Here is a 23,677-nt window from a genome sequence, read left to right as displayed (position 1 = left end):
ATACATAGATAGTGACAAAGAAAAATTACAAGGAAGTTATAAGAAGACATTTCTACGATACAAGCGGCTTCAGCTTCATAGCCTGAATAGCCAAAAACAAGAATTTGTTTATGATTTCGACAAATGAGGAGAAAGTAAAAATCAAATATAACCAAATGACGCAATGTAATTTTTCAAAGAAACTTTATTGCTTCAAAATCATCTGGAAAAAACTGTCGCAATTTTCCCTCTATTTACCGTTTTTGTGATAGCGATTGTATAGAACTGCCAGTAATTTTGGGGTATTAATAATTGTAAATTCAATAAGGTATGAAAGCTACGAGTATTGCCAAGCATGAGAAAAACTTTTTTGATACTGGAAGAGATACAGCTGGTAAGGAATTTGTTTTAACACCAAGTTCGGTTCCGATCAAAGGAAGTCACGAAAAGATGCCATATGTACAATGCCGCACAAAAAATGGAGACACTTCTTTTTATGTAAAAGAGAAACATACTAAAAATCAAATTGTGTTGCATTATACGGCTGGTTATCTAAAAGGAGATGTAGCAGCATTATCCAGACCAAACCATAGAGTTTCGGTACCATTTATTATCGCTAGAAATGGAACAATTCTTAATATGTGGTCTTCCGCTTTTTGGGCATATCATTTAGGTTCCAGAGCTGTGGGAGGAAACACCAATGGAGGAAGAAGAACCATCGCCATCGAAATGTCGAATATTGGATTTTTGAAAAGAATTGGAGATAATTTGGTGACTGTTTATAATGACAATGATGTGTATTGCCATATACGCGAAACACAGTTTTATACTCAATTAGATATCCCGTTTAGAGGAGAACAATACTTTGCTACTCACACCGCCAAACAATACAAAAGCTTGTCTTTGTTACTTCGATATTTAACTGCTGAGTATGATATTCCTGCAATGTTTTTACCTGAAGATAAACGATATGGAATTGTGGCAGAAGAAGAATTAGTAAATTTCAGAGGAATTACATCTCATGTAAATTATAGACCTTCTGGTAAATGGGATATTGGTCCTGCCTTTGATTGGGATAAATTAATTAATCAATTATAGTTTATTGTTTTTGTCTAGAAATAAGTTTAAAAAAAAGGACAATTAATCTAATTATGATATTCAATTAATACAACGTTCCAAAGCAGAGCTTTGAAAATCTTTTTCACCAGTATAAGATTTATTTTACGTTTAAAAATTTTGAAACCTTGGAAGAATTTTAGGAAAGTAAACCTGGTTTTTAGTATTACTAAAAAACACCTTGAAAAAGTGCCTTTTCTTTTGTTTCGTTTTCTTTGGGTAAGCAAAGAAAATGAAAAATAATTTGGATAGATATTTATTATCAAAAGTCGGAAAATTACTTCAATTTGCCGTTTTTGTAATATAAGATAAGGGGTAATTCCCTGTAATTTTGAATCAAAATAATACCAATTCTAATATGAAATTACTGAGATACTAAATTGAGCTATTTTGAGTTCAGGCAAGGCATAAAATTTATGGATAGCCATAGCTATCGATAAATTTTGTAACGAAGCATCAAATCAAAAGAGACAGTTTTATACGGTTATTTCTTATGAGAAATGTTATAATCCCTAAGATTCATTAAAACTCCCTTAAAATGAAACAAATTCAAACGCAAGTAACGCTGGTGTTAGTTACAGTACTACTTTATAGTTGTGCTAGCTACGGACCTAAAAACAAAGACCTTACAGGAGTGTTGTCAAATACACAAAGAAACCTGATAAGTCTACAGGAAAAAATTACTGCTTCTAAAGAGCCTAATGTAAAAGAAGCTTATGAAAAATTAAAATTAAAAAGTGAAGAGCTATTTCCAGTATTGGAAAATTGCAATGATAAATATGCACTCACTCCAGAATATGTAGCAACACTAAAAGAAACAGAAAGGAGATTAAGTGATATGGTCAAAAATTATGAAACGATTTCTGATAAGAAATATCTTATCAATGCAATCTATCAGGATTATGATGCCAAATTGCAAACTATCAATAATACTGCTAAAAATGACGCAACAACAAAAATTAAAGTAATTGTAAATTCAAATGAAGAAGAAGGGTTTTTTGTGTTCGGAAAATTGTCCTTTGAGCAGGGACAGGATATTAAAAGATTTCGGTTTAACCAACCTACTCAGAACGCTGTTCAGGATTTTGTGCCTGGGTATTATCTATTTTGGCTAGAAAAAGACGGCAGAGTAGGAGTACCAGAACTACATCTTATCATGAGTAGTAGCGGAGAAGAAGAAAAAACATTGGTATTACAAACCCCAAAATAAAATATCATGTTAGTGACAAAATTAAAAGAAGTTTGGAAAGAAATCACCTTGTTGAGTACCTGGATAGCGTCGGTAGCAGGAGCATTTATTATCCCATTACCATCTTGGTATGCGTCAGATGATAACACTGCATTTTTGATGAAATTTGGAGTTTTCATTGCTACAGCACTAGCAGGTTTCCTGATTCTATATTCTTTAAAAAATAAAATGGTTCAAACGTGGATGCGATTATCCATTAATTTTATTCTCATTTTAATAGGAACTTATGCAGCCTATCATTTTACTAGAGAAGCAAAAACATTACCTTATCTAAAAAAAGATATCGTAATTGGGAATGAGTTTAAAGACACCAATCCTTTTGAGGCATTCGAAGCTTCACATGGATTTTTACCTGCACGAAATGAACAAATGATGATTCTATTAGGAGATCCTGAAAAGGCTTGGACCAAAGAAAGCATTATGACTAATAGAATACAGCTCATGGTATTATTGTTTTTGTGCTATCTATTTTCTGCAGGATTTATTATCTCCTTTTGTAATCTGATGATTTTATATAAAGAGAAGTATACAATCAAAGTAGAAGAAAAGAATGTGGAAAAACCTTAAAAAAACGATCTAAGTAAGAAGGGGTTTTTAGGTTGTACGTAAATATATGTATACGATCTACTTGATAGGATTATCATTTTACCATACTAAATGTCGGAATATTACAAGTCTTTTGCGTTTATGTTATACCATGTTTTTAAGAACTGATTTAGTTTTGACCAGAATAATTAAGTAGCTTTATTATTTTAATGTTCTTTAATTATATCTTGGTAGTTGATTTCTATGAAACCTTTTGATCATGTAAGTACACTTTTTTTGCTGTTGTGATTCAAAATCAATTAGGAAAAATAACATCGAGTTAAAACTTTAGTAAAGCTTTTTATATGGATGTGTATTCTTTCTTCAAAACAAACCTTTTGTTAGTTGTTCTGTGTTGTTTTTCATTCCTAACACAGAGCCAAACGGTAAAAAAAGATAGTATCTCAGAGGCTCTTAAGCAACAAATTAAACAGGCGAAATCAGATTCTTTAAGAATCAATGGGAAGTTGGATTTAGCTGGAAGAATGGCCCGTTTTAATCTAGATACGGCAGTAGTTATCATTAAAGATGTTCAAAAAGAAATTGAAAAACTTGATCAAAACTCAGCATTTTATAAAAAGACAAAATTTACAGTTTTAAAAAGTTTTGCCGCTGTAGAAAGTATAAGAGGAAACTTCTCAAATGCACTAGAACAGCAACTGAAAGCAGTAAACTATAGTATAGAAATAAAAGACTCTATAAGTTTAGGGATTGTTTATGGTGAGCTGGCCTACACCTATCGAGGACTAAAAGATTTAACCAATGCCGAAAAGTATTATCGATTGGCCTTCAAAATACAAGAAAAACATAGTACCCCAAGAAATTTTGCATTAACTCATCATAGTTTAGGATTTATTTATATCAAGACTAAAAAATTGGATTCTGCCCTATTCATGTTCGAAAGAGCAAAAAAAATTAATCCTACTAAGAACAATATTTTAACCGCAGAATCAAATATTGCAACGGTTTATAAAGCCCAAAAGAAATATGACAAAGCATTAGAAACTAATAAAAGATTTATAAAATTAAGTGATCCCAATAATTATCCCAGAATGGGAATCGCCTATGCCAATTTGGCTTCTACCTATGGATTCTTAGAAGACTGGGAGAAAGCATTGAAAGCAGTAGATTCAAGTATTTACTATAATAAATTCTTAGAAAAGAAACTACAACTGGTAAGAGCTTATAAGTTTAAGGCGGAAGCATTACATCATTTAGAAAAATATAAAGAAGCGTATACCTATCAAGCACTTTATAAGGTGTATTTTGATTCAGTAAACAATGTAGCAGAACAAAAGCGTATAACCGAATTAGAACTAAACCATAAGTTTGATAAAGAAAGAGAAATTGCTGCAGTAGAGCTTACAAATGAGAAATCTAAGAAGACATTATATGTGGTTTTATTTCTGGTTGCCATTATAGCAGGAGTTATAACCTTGTTGTTGGTAAGAAAAAATAACAAACAGCGATTGCAATTAGCACAAAAAGAGCTCGAACTAAAAGAAGTGGAAAAACTAAAATCCGATTTGGCGTTAGCGAATCGAGAAAACGAGCTCAAAAAAGTAGTGATCGAAAACTCTATCACCGAAGAAGTACTCAATAAAACCTTAGATGATATCAAAGAGATCATCACATTCCAAAATGAAAAGGAGCGACAAGTAGCTTTACGTTCCTTATCAGCAGATTTACTTTCAGAAAAATCCTCTCAGAAATCAGTTTCCAATATAAAAACCTACGTGGATCAAGTACATATGGATTTTAAAATATATTTGGACACAAATTACCCAATATTAACTCCTAAAGATAAAGAGCTTATTTACTTGATGAAAGCAGGCTTAAGCAGTTCGCAAATTAGTAAAGTTTTGAACACCACATTACCTGCCATTAGGTCTAATAGATATCGCCTACGTAAGAAGTTAAACTTATCATCAAGCGAAGATATTATTGAATTTCTTGATCAAAAAAAGACTTCTTAATAGTATTAATACGACATTGTAATTATCTGTATTTCAGGTTTTTGTAAAACCTGTCACGCTTTTGAGACCCCCATTTTTTTGTTTCTAATTGACTTCGTTATGTTCTTTGTTACAAGAGTATGATGCACAAAAGTGCTGTTGAGAACATCGTCATTATAATTAGAAATGCCTTTATGAAACCACCCACTCAATATGCCAAAAGCGGTGATATAAATATTGCATATCAGGTCTTTGGATCTGGTCCTGTAGATGTTATATATGTACCAGGTTGGATTTCTAATATAGATTGGATGTGGGCATGCCCAGAATTAGTTACATTTTTTACAGCCTTGGGAAAAGTGGCTAGAGTGATTGTTTTTGATAAAAGGGGAACAGGCTTATCCGATAGAATTAATGAGTTTTTTACATTAGAAGAACGCACGGAAGATATCAAAGCGGTTATGGATGCCATACACTCCGAAAAAGCAATATTGTTTGGGCATTCTGAAGGTGCTAGTATATCCGCTTTATTTAGTGCTACCTATCCTAATCGTGTCACTGGTTTGATGACTTTTGGCTTTTTTGCAAAACGACGTTTTACAGAAGATTATCCTTGGGCACCAACAGATCAAGAGCATCAAAAAGTATATAATACAATTGAGTACAACTGGGGAAGTGAAGAGATGAATTTACAATCTCTGGTACCATCCAAGGCTAATGACAACGAATTTATGGATTGGTTCTATAGTTATTTCAGATTAGGAGCAAGTCCTGGTACAGCTTTAACACTTACTAAAATGAATACCACAATAGATATAGTGGACATTTTAAAATATATAAAAGTACCTGCGCTGCTCATGCAACGTACCGATGATATTGATGTAAAGGTAGAAGAAGGTAGGTTTATAGCTGCTCATATTCAAGATGCAAAATTTGTAGAGTTTGAAGGAAATGATCATTTGTTCTGGGTAGGAAATACGCAAGCAGTTCTGGATGAAATGATTTTGTTTATTAAAAAAACTAAACCTGTAAAAAAGTTAAAAAAAAGACTAACAACTATAGTATTGATTCATTTGAATTCTCCACTAAAGATTAGTGATAGAAATCAAGTTATCGAACAGTTGACCTATCAATTTGGAGGTAGAATGTTATATAAAGAAAAGAATATTTTATTGGCTTCTTTTCATTCATCTGGGAATGCGATTTCATATGCAAACCATCTGAAAACTAGCTTACACCAAATGGATATCATTTTTACCATAGGAATATATTTAAAAGAAGCATTTCATAATTCTTTGGACAGATTAGATTCACGTGATAGATACTTGATTAAAATGATGATTGCCCAAGCACATAGGAATCAAGTTTTTGTAAGTCAACCCATAAAATCATTATTGACAGGGACTAATTATCAGTTTACTCAGAAGTGCTCCATATTGGATTACCAATCATATAAGACTTCTAAACTTTATATCCTTTCTGAAAAGGCGGTAGCTGAGAATACTAGTAAAAGCTCATCGAGTCTTTATTTACTTCCCAAATATGACTCCTTTATGGAGAATTTATTACAAATTATTGATAACCATCTAGATGATCCCAATTTTGGAATAAAGATTTTGTCCAAAAAATTAGGTGTAAGTGAGCGGCAAATACAACGAAAAGTAAAAGATACTGTAGGAAAGTCACCAGTGCAGCTTATCAACACTATTCGATTGCATAAAGCAAAATCTGCTCTTATGTTATACAAATATAGTATCACAGAAATCACATTTCAGTTTGGTTTTTCTAGCCCTTCTTACTTTACAAAGTGCTTTAAAAAAGAATTTGGAATAAGCCCCACGAAACTTTAAAACCTACCGATGAAATAGCGGTATAATGTCGCATTAATGCTGGGATTTGACGGAATTGTTACACATGCGAGCTATAGAGAAAACTAGTTTTGCCTAATATTACTAGAACAAGTATGAATAGAGATCTAAAATAAAAACATAAAAGTAAGATACGTTCTAAAAGAAATGATAACCCTAATTGAATGAAAACAAAAACGTAAAGAATGTAAGAGATGGAAAAAAAATACAAAAACACAAAAAAAAATTACTTCATAATAGTGATATTCTGTCTAGTATCCTTTTGGAATTATGGTCAAAACGCAAATCCAGTTGCCATATGTCAGGATATTACGGTACAATTAGATGAAACAGGAAATGTTGTGGTTGATGCCGCATCTTTGGATAATGGAAGCTCTGATCCAGATGGCGATGGAATAACACTTTCCCTTAGTCAAACTAGTTTTACATGTGCGGATGTGAATACCCCTGTTACAGTTACCTTAACAGTAACAGATGGAAATGGAGGTAGTGATAGTTGTACTGCAGTGGTTACAGTAGAGGACAACATACTTCCTGTTTTGGAATGCAGGGATATAACTGTAGAGCTGGATGAAAACGGTAGAGCTAGTAGTAATGTCTTTGTTACTGGAGCTATAATAAATCGTAGTGACAATTGTGATGTTGTAGGAAGTGTTGGAGTAACTGGTCCTGGTTCCTTTAGCTGTAATAATTTAGGTACTTTTCAAAGAACAATTTTCCAGGATGATGTAAATGGAAATCGAACCAACTGTACGTTTGTGACTACAATAGTTGATTTGTTACCGCCAATAGTAGCTTGTCAGGACATAACGGTTCAACTAGAAGGAAATGGTCAAGTATTGATTACCGCTACAGAGTTAGATGCAGGGAGTACTGATAATTGTACGATTGATAGCTTTGCCTTAAGCAGAGATACGTTTGGGTTTGCAGATTTGGGTGATAACGAAGTTACGCTAACCGTAACTGATATAAGTGGTAATGCTGCGAGCTGTACTGCAATAGTTACCATATTGGCGGATGATTTTCCAGTAGCGCAATGTCAGGATATTACAGTACAATTAGATGAAGAAGGAGCAGCCACAATAGCTGCTACGCAGGTAGATGCTGGTTCTACGGATACAGTAGGTATTGCTTCTCTTTCTGTTACCCCTAGTAGTTTTGATTGCTCTAATATAGGAGTCAATGAAGTAACACTAACGGTAACCAATACTCTTGGGAATGTATCCACATGTACGGCAATGGTAACGGTAGAAGATATCACTGCTCCAGTTATTAGCTGTCCAGAAAATATAATACTGGATTGTCCAGACGTAGTAACCTACGAAGTAGCAGTTTCTGATTGTAGTTTTTCAGAAATTCCAGCAGCTCTGGATGGTTTTACCTTATTAGGAACTTTTGGAACAAGTACTTATTTCATATCAGATCAGACAATGACCGCTTCAGAGGTTTTTGAAAAAGCGCAAGAAGAGCGTTTGGATATCCTTACGATCAATAATGCTGAAGAAAATGAATTTATACAAACTTTTTTAACGGAGAATTCGATCAATAATGTAATGATTGGCCTTAACGATCAGGATGTAGAAGATACATTTGTATGGCAGAGTGGTCAACCGGCAACTTTTAGAAATTTTAACTCAGGTGAACCGAACAATGTAGGGAATGAAGATTTTGTTAGTATAATAGCATCTTCTGGTCTTTGGAATGATATTAGAGGAACTGTATCCACAAGGTTCATTGTAGAATTTCATGATTACGCTACAGGCCCTATTTTAATTAATGGACTAGCATCTGGAAACTTTTTTGAGACAGGAACTGTTTCTAATACATTTTTTGCAAAAGATAGTAGTGGTAATATAGCGAGTTGTTCTTTTGACATAACTGTTTTAAATGATGATCTCCCTGATGCGATTTGCCAAGATATTACCGTTCAACTTGATCAAAATGGTCAAGTGACTATCAATCCACAAGATGTTGATGGAGGTTCTTCAAGCTTATGTAGTCCTATTGAATCTATTTTATTAGGTGTTGGAATCATACAACCCGAAACAGCACCTGGACTCTACGCACTTGCTCCTGGATTCAATTCGCCAGAAAATAATCTTGCACATTACAATTATGATCCTATCACAGATCTTATATCTATTGAAAATAGTAATTATGGAGATACTTCCTTATCCAATACTATTAGCATAGATTACAATCCGTTAAATGGCCTAGTTTATCTTATCGCAGATTCACCAGAATCTGGTAATAGAGCGCTTTATCTCTATGACCTTAATACAAACACCATCATTGAAGACTTAGGAGATATCGCTGCTGCAAATAGTAATGCTAAGGCAAATGCATTAGTATTTGGATCCGATGGAACCTTATATATTTCGTATGGAAATGGAGAGATTAATACACTTGAGATATCTACAATGACTACCACTTTACTCACTATGGCACCCAACAATGGTGGCGGAATTGGGTTGGGATATGACTATGACTCTGATAGATTGATCTATTCCAATATAAATGATGATACAAGTGAAATTGATCTATATGATATAGAAATTACAGATGGAACGGTAACACCTTTATTTTCTTTTTTACAAGGAGGAGAAGGTGGATGTAACGGTACAGCGCAAGCTTTAGAGTATGTAGGTAACGGAAAATTTGTAGCAGGAACTACTTTTGGTTGTTCTGAAATCTATACGATCAATATTAATACACAAGAAATTCAGACACTATTGAGTCCAGATGAGTTTGTTGATGATATAAAAGCATTACTTTATGTAAGTGATACTGTTAATAGAATAGAAGAGTCGGTTACATTAGATTGTGCGAACCTTGGAGAGAATTTCTTTTCTCTATTAGTAACTACCACTAATGGTAAAATAGATGCATGTTATGCTAAAGTGATAGTAGAAGATCCTTCAGTGGCACAAATTAGTTGTCCAGCTAATCAGACTGTAGCATCAGATGAAGGAACAGATACGTATCAATTACCGGATTATTTTGCAATTGGAGAAGCAACAGCGACAGGAACTTGTGCTAATCCGCTGGTAAGTTTTACTCAGAATCCTGCTTCAGGAACACTACTTTCTAGTGGTATTACAACCGTTACACTTTGTGCAGTAGATGAAAGTGGTACCGAAATCTGCTGTAGCTTTGAGCTTACGGTAGATCCAACACTAAGCACAGAAGAGTTTGAATTTTTTAATGGAATCTCAATATATCCAAATCCTGTAGTTGACATACTTCATATTGAAAACTCGGAAAAAACTAGGTTACACAAAATAGAAATATATGATATCAATGGGAGGTTGGTGAAAACATCTTCTAAGAGTGGTTCTAAAGGTGATCTACAACTGAATGTAGCTAACTTAGAAAATGGACCTTATTTTATTAGAATACAAGGAGAAAAAGGAAGTGTAATGAAACAATTAATAAAAAGATAATACATAAAGTGAATTTGTAATTATTAGATTAAATCAATTAATATTGATTTACACATGGGGTGAAGCCCTGAATATGATGTTCAGGGCTTTTTTTATGCAATTATTTTCTGGCGGAAATTTACACGGATTATCCGCTTTTGTTCTAGATTAGTCAAAAATGTATTTATAATTTTGGTAACGCTGATGGGGAATAGAAATATAAACAGATGAAACGAACATTAAGAAATTTAAAAATTACTTAACAAAAGAGAATGTTTAAAATTCTTAATGAGAGAACAGAGTGGTTATCCCGATAGCTATCGGGATTCTCAATTTTATAATTAATTTATTATCATATAATTACTAAAATTTAAACATGTGAAAACCATAAATATTAGTACCATACTTCAAATAGTAGCTTTGATCTTTTTGGTCATTATTGGTTATATGACTTTTAACAGTAGTGAGAATTGGAAAGTACTAACCACAGAACTGGAAAAGGCAAATAAAGAACTGGAAATATCGAAGGACACACTTACTATTACCAAAAATCTTTTAAAAAACTCTAGAATAGAATTTAAGCAAATGAAGGCTCAAAAAGATTTGCTGATTCATCAGCGAGATTCTATTTTGTTCGCCTTTAAAAAGAAAAATGCAAAAGACTGGAACGAATTACAAAACATTAAAGACTCAATTCAGCAAACAAATGATCAATTAACAAAAGATCGTGTATTGTTAGAAGGATTATTCGGATTAAATCAATAACAGTAAAATTTCTGACTATAAACTAATATACCATGAATAAAATAATTGTTTTCATCTTCATTTTTTTAATGCCTAAACTCTATAGTCAAGTAGCAGATTCTTTACGAGTCATCCAGATTCCAGCTGCTTATGCAGATCATTCAGGAGAACCACTGACTGTTAAAAAGGATAGCTTATATATGTTTAAAACCGCGGATATTTTTTTAGTGAATAAAAAGTCATTTTTAGCCATCAAAAACGTATATCAAAGTACCATAGATCAGGATCGAATGACCAAAGAGCTGGTAGAAAAATATACGCAGACATTACGCAGAAATATGGACTTAGAACGTAGGTTGGATTTTAATTTTGCTAAGAGCGACAGTCTAGATTTATTAGTTTATCAAAAAACGCAAACTACTTTAGATCATACACAAAAAGCACTAGAGTACACTATAAACAGTTTGGATAAAGCTAGTACTAGTTTAGAACTGGTAGAGAAAGCCGCAAAACGACAACGAAGAAAAACTGTTTTTGAAAAAGTTCTAATAGGTATAGCTGGAGTTGGTGCTGGAATATTAATAGGAGTTTCGCTATAACGTGAGATGACTATGCTATAAAAGATGATTTTTTATTAATTTAATTAGGGGTTTATTACAATGTTGACAAAACCTGTAGTTTCATATAGGTTTTAACAATTCTTAGCGATAAGATTAAAAAAATGATAACTAGTTTTGTTTTATACTAAACCGATTACTCCTATAACCCTGATTTTAATGAAGTTTTTTGAGGTGCTCTCATATCTATCCAAGCGAAATTTTATGAGTAAAAACCTAAGTGTTTTTATTATTTTAGGATGTTTGTTGCATACTTCTTCATTTGCTTCTCAAAAACCTCAAAAGATTGATAGTCTAAAGAACAAGGCAAAAGCCTATGCTTATGAAGACACTATAAAAGTGAATCTTTTAAATACCATTGGATATGAATATTGGATTATGGATGCTAATGAATCCATACGATTTGGTTCTGAAGCATTACAACTAGCCGAAAAATTAGGGTATCCCAAAGGAATTGCCAAAGCAAATCGAGTAATAGGAGTAGCATATTGGGCACAAGGAAACCTTACACAAGCTTTACTATTTTTAAACAATTCTTATAAAGCCTATGAAAGTATAAATAATAAAGAAGGAATTGCCAATTCCACGCTTAATATTGGAATGGTGTATTCAGACCTGAAGGAATACAAAAAAGCGCAGCAATATTATGAACGGGCTATCAACGAATTTACAGCTTTAGGTTTAAAAGGAAGAATAGCAACCACATTTACCAAAATAGGAACGTCTTTGGTAGAGCAGCAAAAGTATGATGAAGCATTGAAGTATCTTACAGATGCCTTAAAAATGCACACAGATACCGGTTTTACCTATGGAATTGCAGAAGCTCACAATAAATTAGGAATTCTGTATCTCTATAAAAACGAAATTGAACAAGCGTATTATCATATCAACAAGTCTAAAGATTTAGGTAGTAAAGTGAGTGATATTGATGGATTAACAAATAACCTTATAATTCATGGTAAAATTCTAAGGCTATCCGGTAAACTAGATGAGGCGGTAACAGAAATCAGTAGTGGATTGCGATTGGCCAAAGAAAACAATCTTAAAAAGTATGAATTATTTGCTTATGAAGAATTAAAGGAAATCAAAAAACTACAAGCAAAACCTGAAGAAGCATACTATTTCTATGATAAATATATTGTGCTTAGAGATTCTCTTTTTAACTTGGAAAAGTCGAAGCAGATTGCCTATATCGAATTTGCAAATGAACTCGAAAAAAAGGATAAAGAGTTAGTATCTTTTAAAGCACAAGAGAAAAAAGATGATATTATTCAGCTTATTTTGATACTTAGTGTGATTATCATAACAATTAGTGGATGCTTTATCTATATCATTTCAGTGCAACGAGCTAAAAAAAGTAATCAATTAGCCGTAAAAACTAAAGAACTTTTAGAATCTGCTCATGCTTTGACACAAAAAGAATTAGAAAACTCAGAGTTAAAGCAAAAGGAATTAAAACAGCAATTAGATTTTAAAAATAAGGAGCTGAGTACATATACGTTGAATTTTATTAAGAAAAATGAAATTGTACAAAACATTCAGCAAACAATACAAAAAATTAAAAAATCTCCTACCGTAGAGAAGACAAAATTGATTGCTGATCTCAACAAGATCGTACGGAAAAATGTAAGTATTGATAAAGATTGGGAAGATTTTAGTCGATTTTTTGAAGATGCACATCAGGGTTTTTATACCAAATTAAAATCCAAGCATCCTGATCTGAGTACCAACGATCTAAAAATATGTTCTCTGATTAGATTAAATCTAAATGTAAAAGAGATGGCAGGTATTTTAGGAATCTCTCCAGACAGTGCCAGAACAGCCAGATATCGCCTCCGGAAAAAGTTGCAATTAGAACCAGAGCAAGAAATTTTCTCCTATTTGGTACAACTTGAAAAGAAGAATGTCTAATTATTTCTATTTATAAAGTTTTTATAATTGCTATATTGTAAAAAATTGACAATCAACACATTAATCATGTGTTGTCTACATAATGTATACGCTTTTTTAACAGTTTTGAGCAGGTCGTATACACTTTGTACTTACTGTTATTGTGGGTTTGGTGTTGTTGTTTTATAGTTTTACAGAAGTGAGTTTTACGACTTTTTATTAACCTTCTTAATACGACAGCAATGAAAAAACCAAAGACAGTATATGCAAAGAGTGGAGATGTAAATATCGCTTATCAGGTATTCGGTTCAGGACCTGTAGATTTGGTATACATTCCAGGATGGGTTTCTAATATCGATTTAATGTGGTCTTGTCCAGAGTTGGTAGACTTTTTTGAAGAATTAGGAAAGTTTGCTCGAGTAATTCTTTTTGATAAAAGAGGAACAGGTTTATCTGATAGAGTAGTAGAATTTGCAACGTTAGAAGAACGTATGGAAGATATCACTGCCGTGATGGATGCTGCTGGATCAGAAAAAGCGATATTATTTGGTCATTCAGAAGGAGGAAGTGTTTCTGCCTTATTTAGTGCCACATATCCGGATCGGGTAATTTCATTGATTGCTTTTGGAATTTTTGCGAAAAGAAGATATTCTGAAGAGTATCCTTGGGCACCTACTGATCAGGAACGCCAGGAAGTGTATGATATGATTGAGAATAACTGGGGAAGTGGTGCTATGAACTTAGAATCTCTGGCGCCTTCAAAAGCAAAAGACGAAAGATTTATGGAATGGTTAGCAAACTACTTTCGATCCGGAGCAAGCCCAAGAGCTGCAATGGTACTTACTAAAATGAATACTCAGGTAGATATTATTAATATTTTAGGATCTATAAAAGTCCCAACATTATTATTACAGAGAAAAGGAGATATTGATGTTAAGATCGAAGAAGGAAGATTTATAGCAGATCGAATTCCAGGTTCGAGATTAGTAGAACTTGAAGGGAATGATCATTTATTTTGGGCAGGTGATACCAAAGAAGTTTTAGAAGAAATAAAATCCTTTGTAGATACTATAAAAGTAGCTTCAGAACCTGTTTATGAAAGAAAGCTGTACACGTTTATGGTAGGTCATTTAAAAGCAGCAGAGGCATATCAGTATTCAGTTAGAAATTTGGTAAAGAAATTTGCAAATACCTATAAAGGTAATTTGGTTATCGATACGAAGAGTTCTTTTACCATAACTTTTGAAGGACCAAGTAAGGCAGTACATTGTAGCACAGAACTTGTAGAAGCCGTTCAAAGTTTTAATGCTCAAATTTCTATAGGAATTGATATCAGAGAATGTTCTGTTATAGACTGTATATGTGAAGAAACAGAAGATTTTGTACAGCTTGTGGCAAATCAATCAATCCCAAATCAAATTATACTTACTGAAACAGTAAAAAACTTGCTCATTGGTGTAGATATTGATTTTACAAGTCATAAAACGGTTTTTAAAACAGAACTAGGTACTTCCATGCTTTTATTCACAGCCACGAAAAAGGAAAAGTCAGAAAAAGTGATCCCTAATATTCCTAAAGTTAGAGATCCTTATAAAGACTCTTTTTTGCAAAGGGTTATCCAGAACATCAATAGTCATTTAAGTAATGATTATTATGGAGTTACAATTCTATGTAGAGAAATTGGTGTTAGCGAAAGACAGTTGCAGCGTAAATTAAAAGCAATTACCAATAAATCTCCAAATCAGTTGATTTCTTCAATCCGATTGCACAAAGCCAAAGAATTATTGATGAGTAAACAAAGTACAATAGCAGAAATAGCTTTTCAAACTGGGTTTTCAAGTCCTTCATATTTTTCTAAGTGCTTTAAAAAAGAGTTTGAAATTAGCCCTTCTGATTTGATGAGCTAAATAAATATTTGAGTATTAAAAAAGTAACAAATTCCAAAAAACACATAAAGAAAATATCTGTATATTAAGCATAAAATAAATAGCTAAGGTTTTGCCATATTTCTTCTAAAGTACGACCATAATCTATGCCTGAATATGAATAAAATTGAATAAAAATCAAGTTTTAATCTAGCTATTGTAAAGTTTTTGTTTAGTGAATAAATACAATTGAGATAAGATTTATGATTAAGTTCGGTAGCGTTTTTTAAAAATTAAACTAACCCAACTTAACTCATATTTCATGAAAAACAGCACTAAGCAAATGCGACTTAAATTTTTTGTTTTACTATTTCTAATCATTAGCAATGGTGTTTTATCTCAAATTAATAATCCCACCTTTGTGAATCAGTTATCACCATTAAATTTAAGTTATACGGTTTCCGGTTCATTGGTAAAAAAAGCAACCATTAATGTATCTACTACTTTTAATTATGCAAACCTAAGCATTCTGGCGAATGGTAAGGTTATTTTGGATAATATAGATATCATTTCTAGTGGAACTCATTCATTAAATGCTATCGTACGATTTCCTCAAACCGGTCAGGTAACACTTACTATCGCAACTCGATCGGGGAACATTACCATTAACCAATTGAATTTTCAAGATGCCTCTATCCAATATCCATTATTTACAGATGTTACCCAAGCTGCTGGAATTACAACAGGTCCGGCATTAAAATATGCAGGTCCTACAATTGCTGATCTAGATAATGATGGACACTATGATATGGTTTTGAATAATCACAATGACCCAAATAATCCTAGTAAAGTAATCTGGAATAATGGTAATGGGGTCTTTGATCGTTCTTTTAGTATAGCACGATGGCGATTACAGGATTTACATGGATCTTCTGCGGCCGATTTTGACAATGATGGAGATTTGGATTTGGTAGCAACCCGAGGAGGAGGAAATGGAACAAGCCCAAATACTCCAGATTTTTATGTTAATAATAATGGGACACTCACTTTAGGAAATGATCAGGTTGGAATTACTGAAGGTGCAAGAGGAAGATCAGCAGTCTGGGGAGATTTTGATTCTGATAATGATCTAGATTTGGTTTTACTCAACGCCCAATGGAATAATCCTAATGGAGGAAAACATGTGATCTATAGGAACAATGGAAATGGTCGTTTTGAAACTATTCGAGTTCCAAATTTTGAAAATGCTGCCGGAGATCGATTTTTACTAACTGATATCGATGGAGACCATATAGATGATTTTATTGTTTTCTTTCCAATATCTGTATGGAAAGGAAATGGGGATTTTACATTTACAAATGTAACTAGTCAGTGGATACCATCTGGAGTTCAAGGACTTCCTAGTATGCTTGCAATGGCAGATTTTGATATGGATAATGATGGAGATTTGGATATCTATATTTCCAGAGGAAAAACTTATACCCAAGTTGCGGACAAGGCGATTGATTATAATCCGGTCACTCAGATTATGCATGTTAAGGATCGAGGAGATGAAGGAAGGTCTCTTATTGATTTTACAGCAGCAGGAGATTTTACCTTGAAAAATTTTGAAGCCGTTTTTAGAAGTACCTATGATGGTGATTACCCTATATTTTTGGGTAGTGCAAAAACACGAGTTGATCTAACTCAGATCACAGGAGAACGTATTATTAAACGAAATCAGGCACAAGGTTGGCCCGCAACAAGAAATCAAAATGGAATATATATAGGTCATACAGGTAATGGTAATTGGAAATTAGAATCTGTAAGGACTGGCGTGTTATACTGGTCTATATCCTGGACTCTAGAAAGGATTAGCTCGGCTACACCAGGTTTCACTCCAAACAATAAAAATGTATATGATATTTTGCTAAAAAATGAAGGAAACAAGTTTGTAAATGTAGCTAATGACTGGAATGTTCCTTTAGGTGGAAATAGTTGGGGTGTGACTACAGGTGATTTTAATAATGATGGATTTGCAGATCTCTTTGTGAATCGATATCCGTTATTGAACGAAAGGGTATCCGATTATATGTTACTAAATAATGGGAATGGAAAGTTTGAGGTAACTACTTCTCATGGAGCTGATGATGCGGGCGAAAGCAGTCATGGAGATCAAAGTCAGGCTTTTGATTACGATCTTGATGGAGATGTAGATATTTTGGATGGAAGTGATGAACGAGGAACCTGGCATTTGTATTCGAATCAAAGAACTGATACTAATAATTATCTGATAGTAGACGTGGGATATTCTCCTAATTCGAATGTAGATCCAATTTCTGCGGAAATAAAGGTAAGAACAAACACGAAAACATTGTTCAAGCGTGTTGGTTCTTCGGGTTCCGCGCATTCTCAAAGTTTACTGAATATGGTTCATTTTGGTTTGGGTAGTGAAACTCAAATTCAAGAGGTAGAAGTAAGGTGGCGTAATGGTGAAACTAAAGTGTTTACCAATGAATTAGCAAACCAAATTTTGAGCACAGATGGTAATGTCGCCAACGAAGAAAAGGCAACTTGCGATTTGATACCAAGTACTATTCCCTTAAAACAGTCTATTGTAATTCCAGTACGTTACACGGCAAATCAAACCCGAGATATTGTGGTTTTGGCTTATGTTAATAATATTTGGGCAGGTACTGGTAAAACTACGGTTAACAAAGGTTCTGGAGTTGCTAACGTAGTAATGAATTTTTCAAGTACTCCAGTCACGGGTACAACTTATGAATTTAGAACCTCTATTAGACCTGTTGATGCTCCTTGGCAGCAAAGCATAACATTATGTACAAATGAAAATATTTCTGTCGCAAACGGAACTGAACTTGTGGATTGTTCTGTGTTACCTTCTAAAATCAGCTCAAATACAAATATTACCGTTCCAATTTACTACGCTGCAAATACCAGTCGAGATGTAATCGTCGCGTTGTGGGATACTAATTGGCTTGGAGTAGGAAAAGCAACCGTACCCGCAGGATCGGGTATCGTAAATGTGACAATTACTCTGCAAAATGCTCCTGTTTCTGGAACAACTTACTCTTTACGTGGAGCTATAAGACCTGTTGGAACAGAGTGGCAAGAAAATATTGTCACCTGTATTCAGGATAATGTAGGGGTAATCAATGGAGCAAAATCGCAAACTAATACTATACGACATAAACAACCATTCAGTATTTTACCCAATCCTTCTTATGGAGAAATTCAACTTTCAGGAGTGAAATCTGGAAAACATAAAGTATTGATTTTTGATTTTACAGGTAAGTTAGTTAAAAAGACTTTTATTGAGAATGAGAATCATACAATCTTTATCAAAGACCTGAGCAAAGGAACGTATTTTGTCAAAATCGATGATGGGTCAGAGGGAGTACAGTTTGTAAAGAAATAATACTTTTTGATAAGTCAATGTGGATTTTATGATACCTAGTTTTGTTAAACATGCCCTGAATTAGTTTTTATAATTTAGGGTATGTTTCACTGATTTACAGTTATGGAATTATAGAAAAATGGATCTTAAAATGAAGAAGCTATTGTTATCGATTTTTTTGTAGTAGCTGTGATCGCTTTATAGTCAAAATCACCAGCGTCGTTTTTAAATATCAATTTAGAACCTAATCCCACACAGTATGCCCCTGAATTGAACCATTTTTTGAGATTATCTTCTTCGGGTGTTACACCGCCACTTGGCATAATATGTGTCCAAGGACAAGGAGCTTTAATGGCTTTGATAAAATCGGGTCCTCCAATTTGAGCAGCTGGAAATATTTTGACAATCTCAGCACCTAATTCTTCTGCGTAATTAATTTCGCTTAATGTTCCACATCCTGGTAACCATGCAACTTTTCTTCGGTTACATACTTTAGCCATATCTGGATTTAGGACGGGAGAAACAATAAAATTAGCGCCATTTTGAATAAAAATAGAAGCCGTGCCAGCGTCTACCACAGAGCCTATACCCAGAATCATACCCGGTAATTCTTGATGTACCCATTTTACTAATTCGGAAAAAATTTCTTGGGCATGATCTCCACGATTCGTAAATTCAAAAACTCTGGCTCCACCATCATAACAAGCCTTTAATACATTTTTGGCTATGGTAATATCTTCATGATAAAATAGGGGAACAATTTTAGTGTGTCCCATTGTTTGTACTACTTCTATTCTTGTATATTTTGCCATGTTTATCTCTTTATTCTTCCGGTTAGATTTCCTTCAATAACGGATAGTATTTCTTCTTCGTTCACCAAATTAGCATCTCCTTCAATAGTATGTTTTAACGCGCAGGATGCATTGGCAAATTGTAATGCTTTTTGATCGTTGTAATGTAACAGCCCATGGATCAATCCGGATGCAAAAGCGTCTCCTGTTCCTATTCGATCGACTATATGAGTAATTTCTAATTCTTCAGTTTCATTAAAATTTGTTCCATCCCACATTCTGGATTTAATCTTATGCCAGTTCGCATTTAAGGAGACTCTGGTTTTGTCAAAAACCTTTTCTATGTCGGGAAAGCTTTCCTGTAAGTACTTACAACTTTTGATAAAGCAATCCGTATCATTTCCAAATTCTGTCCCGAATAATTCGTTAATTTCATTGGGGCCACCAATAAAAATAGTAGATAGTTCTGATAATTCAGACAACGCTTCTTTGGCATCAATCCCATAATTCCAAAGGTTTTTTCGATAGGCGGGATCAGCCGATACAGGAATATTTTTTTTCTTAGCAACTGAAAGCGCATTTTTTAATCCTTTATAAGCTTCTTCCGATAATGCTGGTGTGATTCCTGTCCAATGAAACCAATTACAGTCCTCTAAAATTTGCTCCCAGTCGAGATCAGAAGAATTGATCTTAGAAAATGCAGAATGTGATCTATGATAGGCAATGGTGCTTGGCCGCATTACGGCACCTACTTCCAAAAAATACAAACCTAAAGGATTGTTAGAAGTCTGCACAAAATCTGTATGTACTCCGTAAGTATTTAAGTAACTTGTAGCTGCTTTTCCAAGAAAATCATTAGAGACTGCAGAAACATGGTTCACTTCATTTCCCAATTGTGAAAGGGATATCGCTACGTTCACTTCGGTTCCACCAAAATAATATTCTAATTGATTCGATTGGATGAGCTTTTTATTGCCAAGAGGTGAAATCCTCATAATGATCTCACCAAAGGTTACAACTTTTTTCATCTGCAGGGTTTTGTTGTTCTCAAAGTAATTTTATCATAAGATAATGTGGTATTTAAGAACAAAATGTTGACTTACTTTTAATGATTTCAAAATTACATTTTTTAAACGTAAAAAATACGTTTATTTTAAAATAAAAACCCGTTTCGATATTGTTTTACAACTTTATCATCGAAACGGGATTGAGGCAAATTTTGAGAGTATTAGAAATTAATTAGTTTCTAATTAATCTTAGTGTTTTAGTCTCTTTTTTAGGATGCTTTATAGATAAGAAATAGATTCCTTTGGATAAATTCTCAATATTAATGATATGATTTTGATTCAAAGGTGTATTCATATGTGTTGTCCCTTTGATATCATATATACGAATGTGATATTCTAATTCAGCATCTAAACCATCTAAAAATACTTCTCCCGATGATGGGTTAGGATACATTTGAAGTCTATCTAATTCTTTGGTTAATTCTTCTTGGTTACTTCTATTAACATCTCTTGTAAGTATAATTTTGTCTAAATTCCATTGCCATTGAGTGTTACTTGAGGCCACTATTCTTATAGTATGTTGTCCTGCTGTAAGATTTACCACTCCACCGTTTAAAGATTCGTAATTTTCCCAAGATCCATTGTTTGAAACATTGGTTGTTGATGCCAGTACATTGTCTGATAAAAACTGAATTTGTGCTCCATTAGAAGGCGTGGAAATAAGATATTCAATATTGTAGAATCCTCCAGTAGGAATGGTAACTGCATACTCTGCCCAATCACCATTATTGACATAATTGATGGTAGTCGCTCTTCTGTTTACGCCGAACCCTGAACCTCCGACAAAAGAATCATCAAAAGTTCCGCCCGTATTGGTAAAATCTTCAGCTTCTATAATTAAATTACTATTACCGCCACCAGTAGCTGTAAAATTAATAGATCCTAAGTTAAAACTACCACGATCCATAAACACTCTCATTATTTGTTGACCAGCAGGAAGAGATACGTTTGGAATTGTTTTGTTTACAAAAGAACCCCAATTACCAGTTGAACTTACAGATTGTAGTCCGGTTATATCATTACCATTAAATTCTATGTGAAAAGCTCCGTTGTTATTTATAGAAGCTACCTGAGCATCAATAGTGTATGTTCCTGCTGTGGCTACATTAACTGTATATTCTACCCATTCTCCGTTAGCAATCCACCCAATATTACCAGCAGGAGTTCTAAATTCGGTATCTACATCAGTATTCTGTCTTGGTCCGGTTCCGTTATTGCCAGATCCCGTATCGTTATATGCGATTCCTTGACCTCCATTGTCAAAATCAACAGAGTTGATAGTTCCTGGAATAGGATGAGGACTACCACCAAATGGAGTCTGTCCATCTCCAGTAGAACCTCCTGTTACAGTTATGGTTGCCGTATCTGTAAAATTACCATCTGTTGTATTTACAGTTATGGTTGCCGTACCAGCAGAAACTGCTGTAACAACACCACTTTGTGTTACCGTTGCTACTGCTGTATTACTAGAGGTAAATGTCATCGTTTTTATAGTTGCATTTACAGGGGTTACCGCTCCTGTTAAATTTCCTGTGGTTCCAGATACAAGAGTAAGATTTGCAGGTGTTACATTTACTCCAGTTACAGGAATATTAGTGCCTCCTTCAACTGGTTTGTACACACGTATCCAATCGACTTTCATTTTGTTTTTAGCAGGATCGCTTAGATCTGCATCTGTTGGAGTACGACCTGCAACAACATGCCAATCTTGTGATTCTACATTGATTATAATATCCATTTCCTTGGTAAATCCATTACCTCCTTGAAAGTTAAAAGGGTCTATAATACTCACAGAAGAAGTATTGCTAGCTTGTTGTAATGTTTGAAAGGAATAAGAATTTCCTGTTGCAAATTCTGTCATTTGCTGAAAACCTGTAGCATCAAAATCTAGTTGGCCGTTTGTCATAGTTGGGTATGCATATGTCCAAGTACCATTTCTATTAGTGGCAACTGCTTTATCATATAGTACCCTTACCAACTGACCATCTATATAATACTCAAAATGAAATGGACTAATCCAGTTAACACCAATACGAACATATCTTCTGTTTCCATTATTCCAGTGGTGCTCTCCCCAAACAGAGACATCTGATTGACTCCACCAGCTATTAAAGTCTCTAGGCTGATAATCTGTAAATGGATTCCGTATAAAGGAGTGATGACTTAAATGAATAAATTCAGAGAAGAATTCGTTTCCTTGCTCATCTCCACCGTAGCATTCTATGATGTCAATTTCTTGGGTATCATCAGGACTTAAAAGCCATACATCAGATGCTAGTACAATATCTGCAACGCTCACACTAGCTTCAACAAAAACTGGAAATTTAACTCTTGTGTTACCAGTAATACATCCAGAGTTCACTCCAGGAACTCCAAGTTTAGCAGTGCTTGGATTTCTGGAAGCTCTAAGAACTAAATCACTTCCGTCTACCGAAACGTGGTTATATTGCCAATATGTGGTACCTGGACCATCCCAGGCGTTATGGTAAAAATTATACCATTTATTGTTTCCAAAGTTTGAAAATTGATTCGTTTCATTAAATGTGTAATTAAAATCATCAGATGGAGCTTGTTGTAGCTCCCATACATTTCCTTGTCCGGCATTAGCAGGAACTGGAATTCCATTCCAATCTTGTGCCATTGATGAAATAGCACATAAAAAGAAAAAAAATAATAGTTGAGTTTGATTTTTTACAAATGAGGTATTTGTAATGTGTGTTAGAAAATTCATGATTAAGAAAATTTACTTTTAGTTAATTGGGTTTTAAGATGATATTTAGGTTTGTAGAAGTTTTTCGGAAAAAATTCCAGAATATTTAGTTGTTTGGTAAGACAACCTACTCGAAATTCATCCAAATTTCAATTCTACATCCGTATTTTAAGATTTTTTGTATACCTAAAAGTGGGTGGGAAACTATAAGTAAAAAAATCACTGACTTGCAAAAAATATTTTATGGTTGTTTAAGGCTATAATATGCTGTTTACGGATAGCACTATATCTATAAAATACTTTTACAATTTTAAAGGAAAACCTTATAAATCACCAATAAAAGAGATAGACAAAAACTGAACAAGGTGCTGTTAAAGGTCAAATAAACTAGATATAAATTCATCATGGTTATATAGCTAATT

At 33.8% G+C, this 23,677-nt stretch carries 14 protein-coding genes; 11 read left to right on the top strand and 3 right to left on the bottom strand.

Translation table 11 applies throughout. The annotated features are described in order from the left end of the window. The first annotated feature begins 309 nt into the window (after positions 1-309). The 11 genes from GBO31_RS12255 (at position 310) to GBO31_RS12205 (ending at position 18,708) form a co-directional block, all read left to right on the top strand. Entirely contained in the window at positions 310-1,077 is a 768-nt protein-coding gene (locus GBO31_RS12255) for an N-acetylmuramoyl-L-alanine amidase (protein ID WP_219008637.1), read from the top strand. Positions 1,078-1,633: 556 nt separating this feature from the next. Further along, entirely contained in the window at positions 1,634-2,305 is a 672-nt protein-coding gene (locus tag GBO31_RS12250) for a hypothetical protein (protein ID WP_219008636.1), read from the top strand. Between the two features lie 6 nt (positions 2,306-2,311). After that, entirely contained in the window at positions 2,312-2,911 is a 600-nt protein-coding gene (locus GBO31_RS12245) for a hypothetical protein (protein WP_219008635.1), read from the top strand. Between the two features lie 356 nt (positions 2,912-3,267). Beyond that, a complete protein-coding gene (locus GBO31_RS12240; RefSeq protein ID WP_219008634.1) occupies positions 3,268-4,905 on the top strand; it encodes a hypothetical protein in 1,638 nt (545 codons plus the stop codon). A 173-nt stretch (positions 4,906-5,078) separates the two neighbouring features. Then, positions 5,079-6,734, top strand: coding sequence for an alpha/beta fold hydrolase (locus GBO31_RS12235; RefSeq protein ID WP_219008633.1), 1,656 nt, complete (start codon positions 5,079-5,081; stop codon positions 6,732-6,734). A gap of 257 nt (positions 6,735-6,991) precedes the next feature. Beyond that, the gene (locus GBO31_RS12230; protein WP_219008632.1) at positions 6,992-10,195 is read left to right on the top strand and encodes a T9SS type A sorting domain-containing protein; all 3,204 of its coding nucleotides are present in this window, start codon (positions 6,992-6,994) and stop codon (positions 10,193-10,195) included. 357 nt (positions 10,196-10,552) lie between these two features. Next, positions 10,553-10,939 carry a hypothetical protein gene (locus tag GBO31_RS12225; protein ID WP_219008631.1) on the top strand — a complete coding sequence of 129 codons (387 nt, stop codon included), beginning with the start codon at positions 10,553-10,555 and terminating at the stop codon, positions 10,937-10,939. A 32-nt stretch (positions 10,940-10,971) separates the two neighbouring features. After that, positions 10,972-11,517 (top strand): hypothetical protein, encoded by a 546-nt coding sequence (locus GBO31_RS12220; RefSeq protein WP_219008630.1) that lies wholly within the window; start codon positions 10,972-10,974, stop codon positions 11,515-11,517. 222 nt (positions 11,518-11,739) lie between these two features. Next, positions 11,740-13,446, top strand: a complete 1,707-nt coding sequence (locus tag GBO31_RS12215; RefSeq protein WP_219008629.1) for a tetratricopeptide repeat protein — start codon at positions 11,740-11,742, stop codon at positions 13,444-13,446. A gap of 221 nt (positions 13,447-13,667) precedes the next feature. Further along, a complete protein-coding gene (locus GBO31_RS12210; RefSeq protein WP_219008628.1) occupies positions 13,668-15,332 on the top strand; it encodes an alpha/beta fold hydrolase in 1,665 nt (554 codons plus the stop codon). A gap of 280 nt (positions 15,333-15,612) precedes the next feature. Continuing rightward, the gene (locus GBO31_RS12205) at positions 15,613-18,708 is read left to right on the top strand and encodes an FG-GAP-like repeat-containing protein (protein WP_219008627.1); all 3,096 of its coding nucleotides are present in this window, start codon (positions 15,613-15,615) and stop codon (positions 18,706-18,708) included. A gap of 125 nt (positions 18,709-18,833) precedes the next feature. Here GBO31_RS12205 and GBO31_RS12200 read toward each other — a convergent pair whose 3' ends face one another. From GBO31_RS12200 to GBO31_RS12190, 3 genes are all read right to left on the bottom strand, one after another. Next, entirely contained in the window at positions 18,834-19,499 is a 666-nt protein-coding gene (locus GBO31_RS12200; protein ID WP_219008626.1) for a bifunctional 4-hydroxy-2-oxoglutarate aldolase/2-dehydro-3-deoxy-phosphogluconate aldolase, read from the bottom strand. A gap of 2 nt (positions 19,500-19,501) precedes the next feature. Next, complete coding sequence (locus tag GBO31_RS12195; RefSeq protein ID WP_219008625.1) at positions 19,502-20,506, bottom strand: sugar kinase; 1,005 nt, start codon at positions 20,504-20,506, stop codon at positions 19,502-19,504. 211 nt (positions 20,507-20,717) lie between these two features. Further along, the gene (locus GBO31_RS12190) at positions 20,718-23,276 is read right to left on the bottom strand and encodes a carbohydrate-binding protein (RefSeq protein WP_219008624.1); all 2,559 of its coding nucleotides are present in this window, start codon (positions 23,274-23,276) and stop codon (positions 20,718-20,720) included. Positions 23,277-23,677 lie beyond the last annotated feature (401 nt).

The sequence above is a fragment of the Aquimarina litoralis genome (genome assembly GCF_019295435.1).
In the GTDB taxonomy this organism is placed as follows: Bacteria; Bacteroidota; Bacteroidia; order Flavobacteriales; family Flavobacteriaceae; genus Aquimarina; species Aquimarina litoralis_A.
This window is presented reverse-complemented; position numbering and strand designations above follow the sequence as displayed.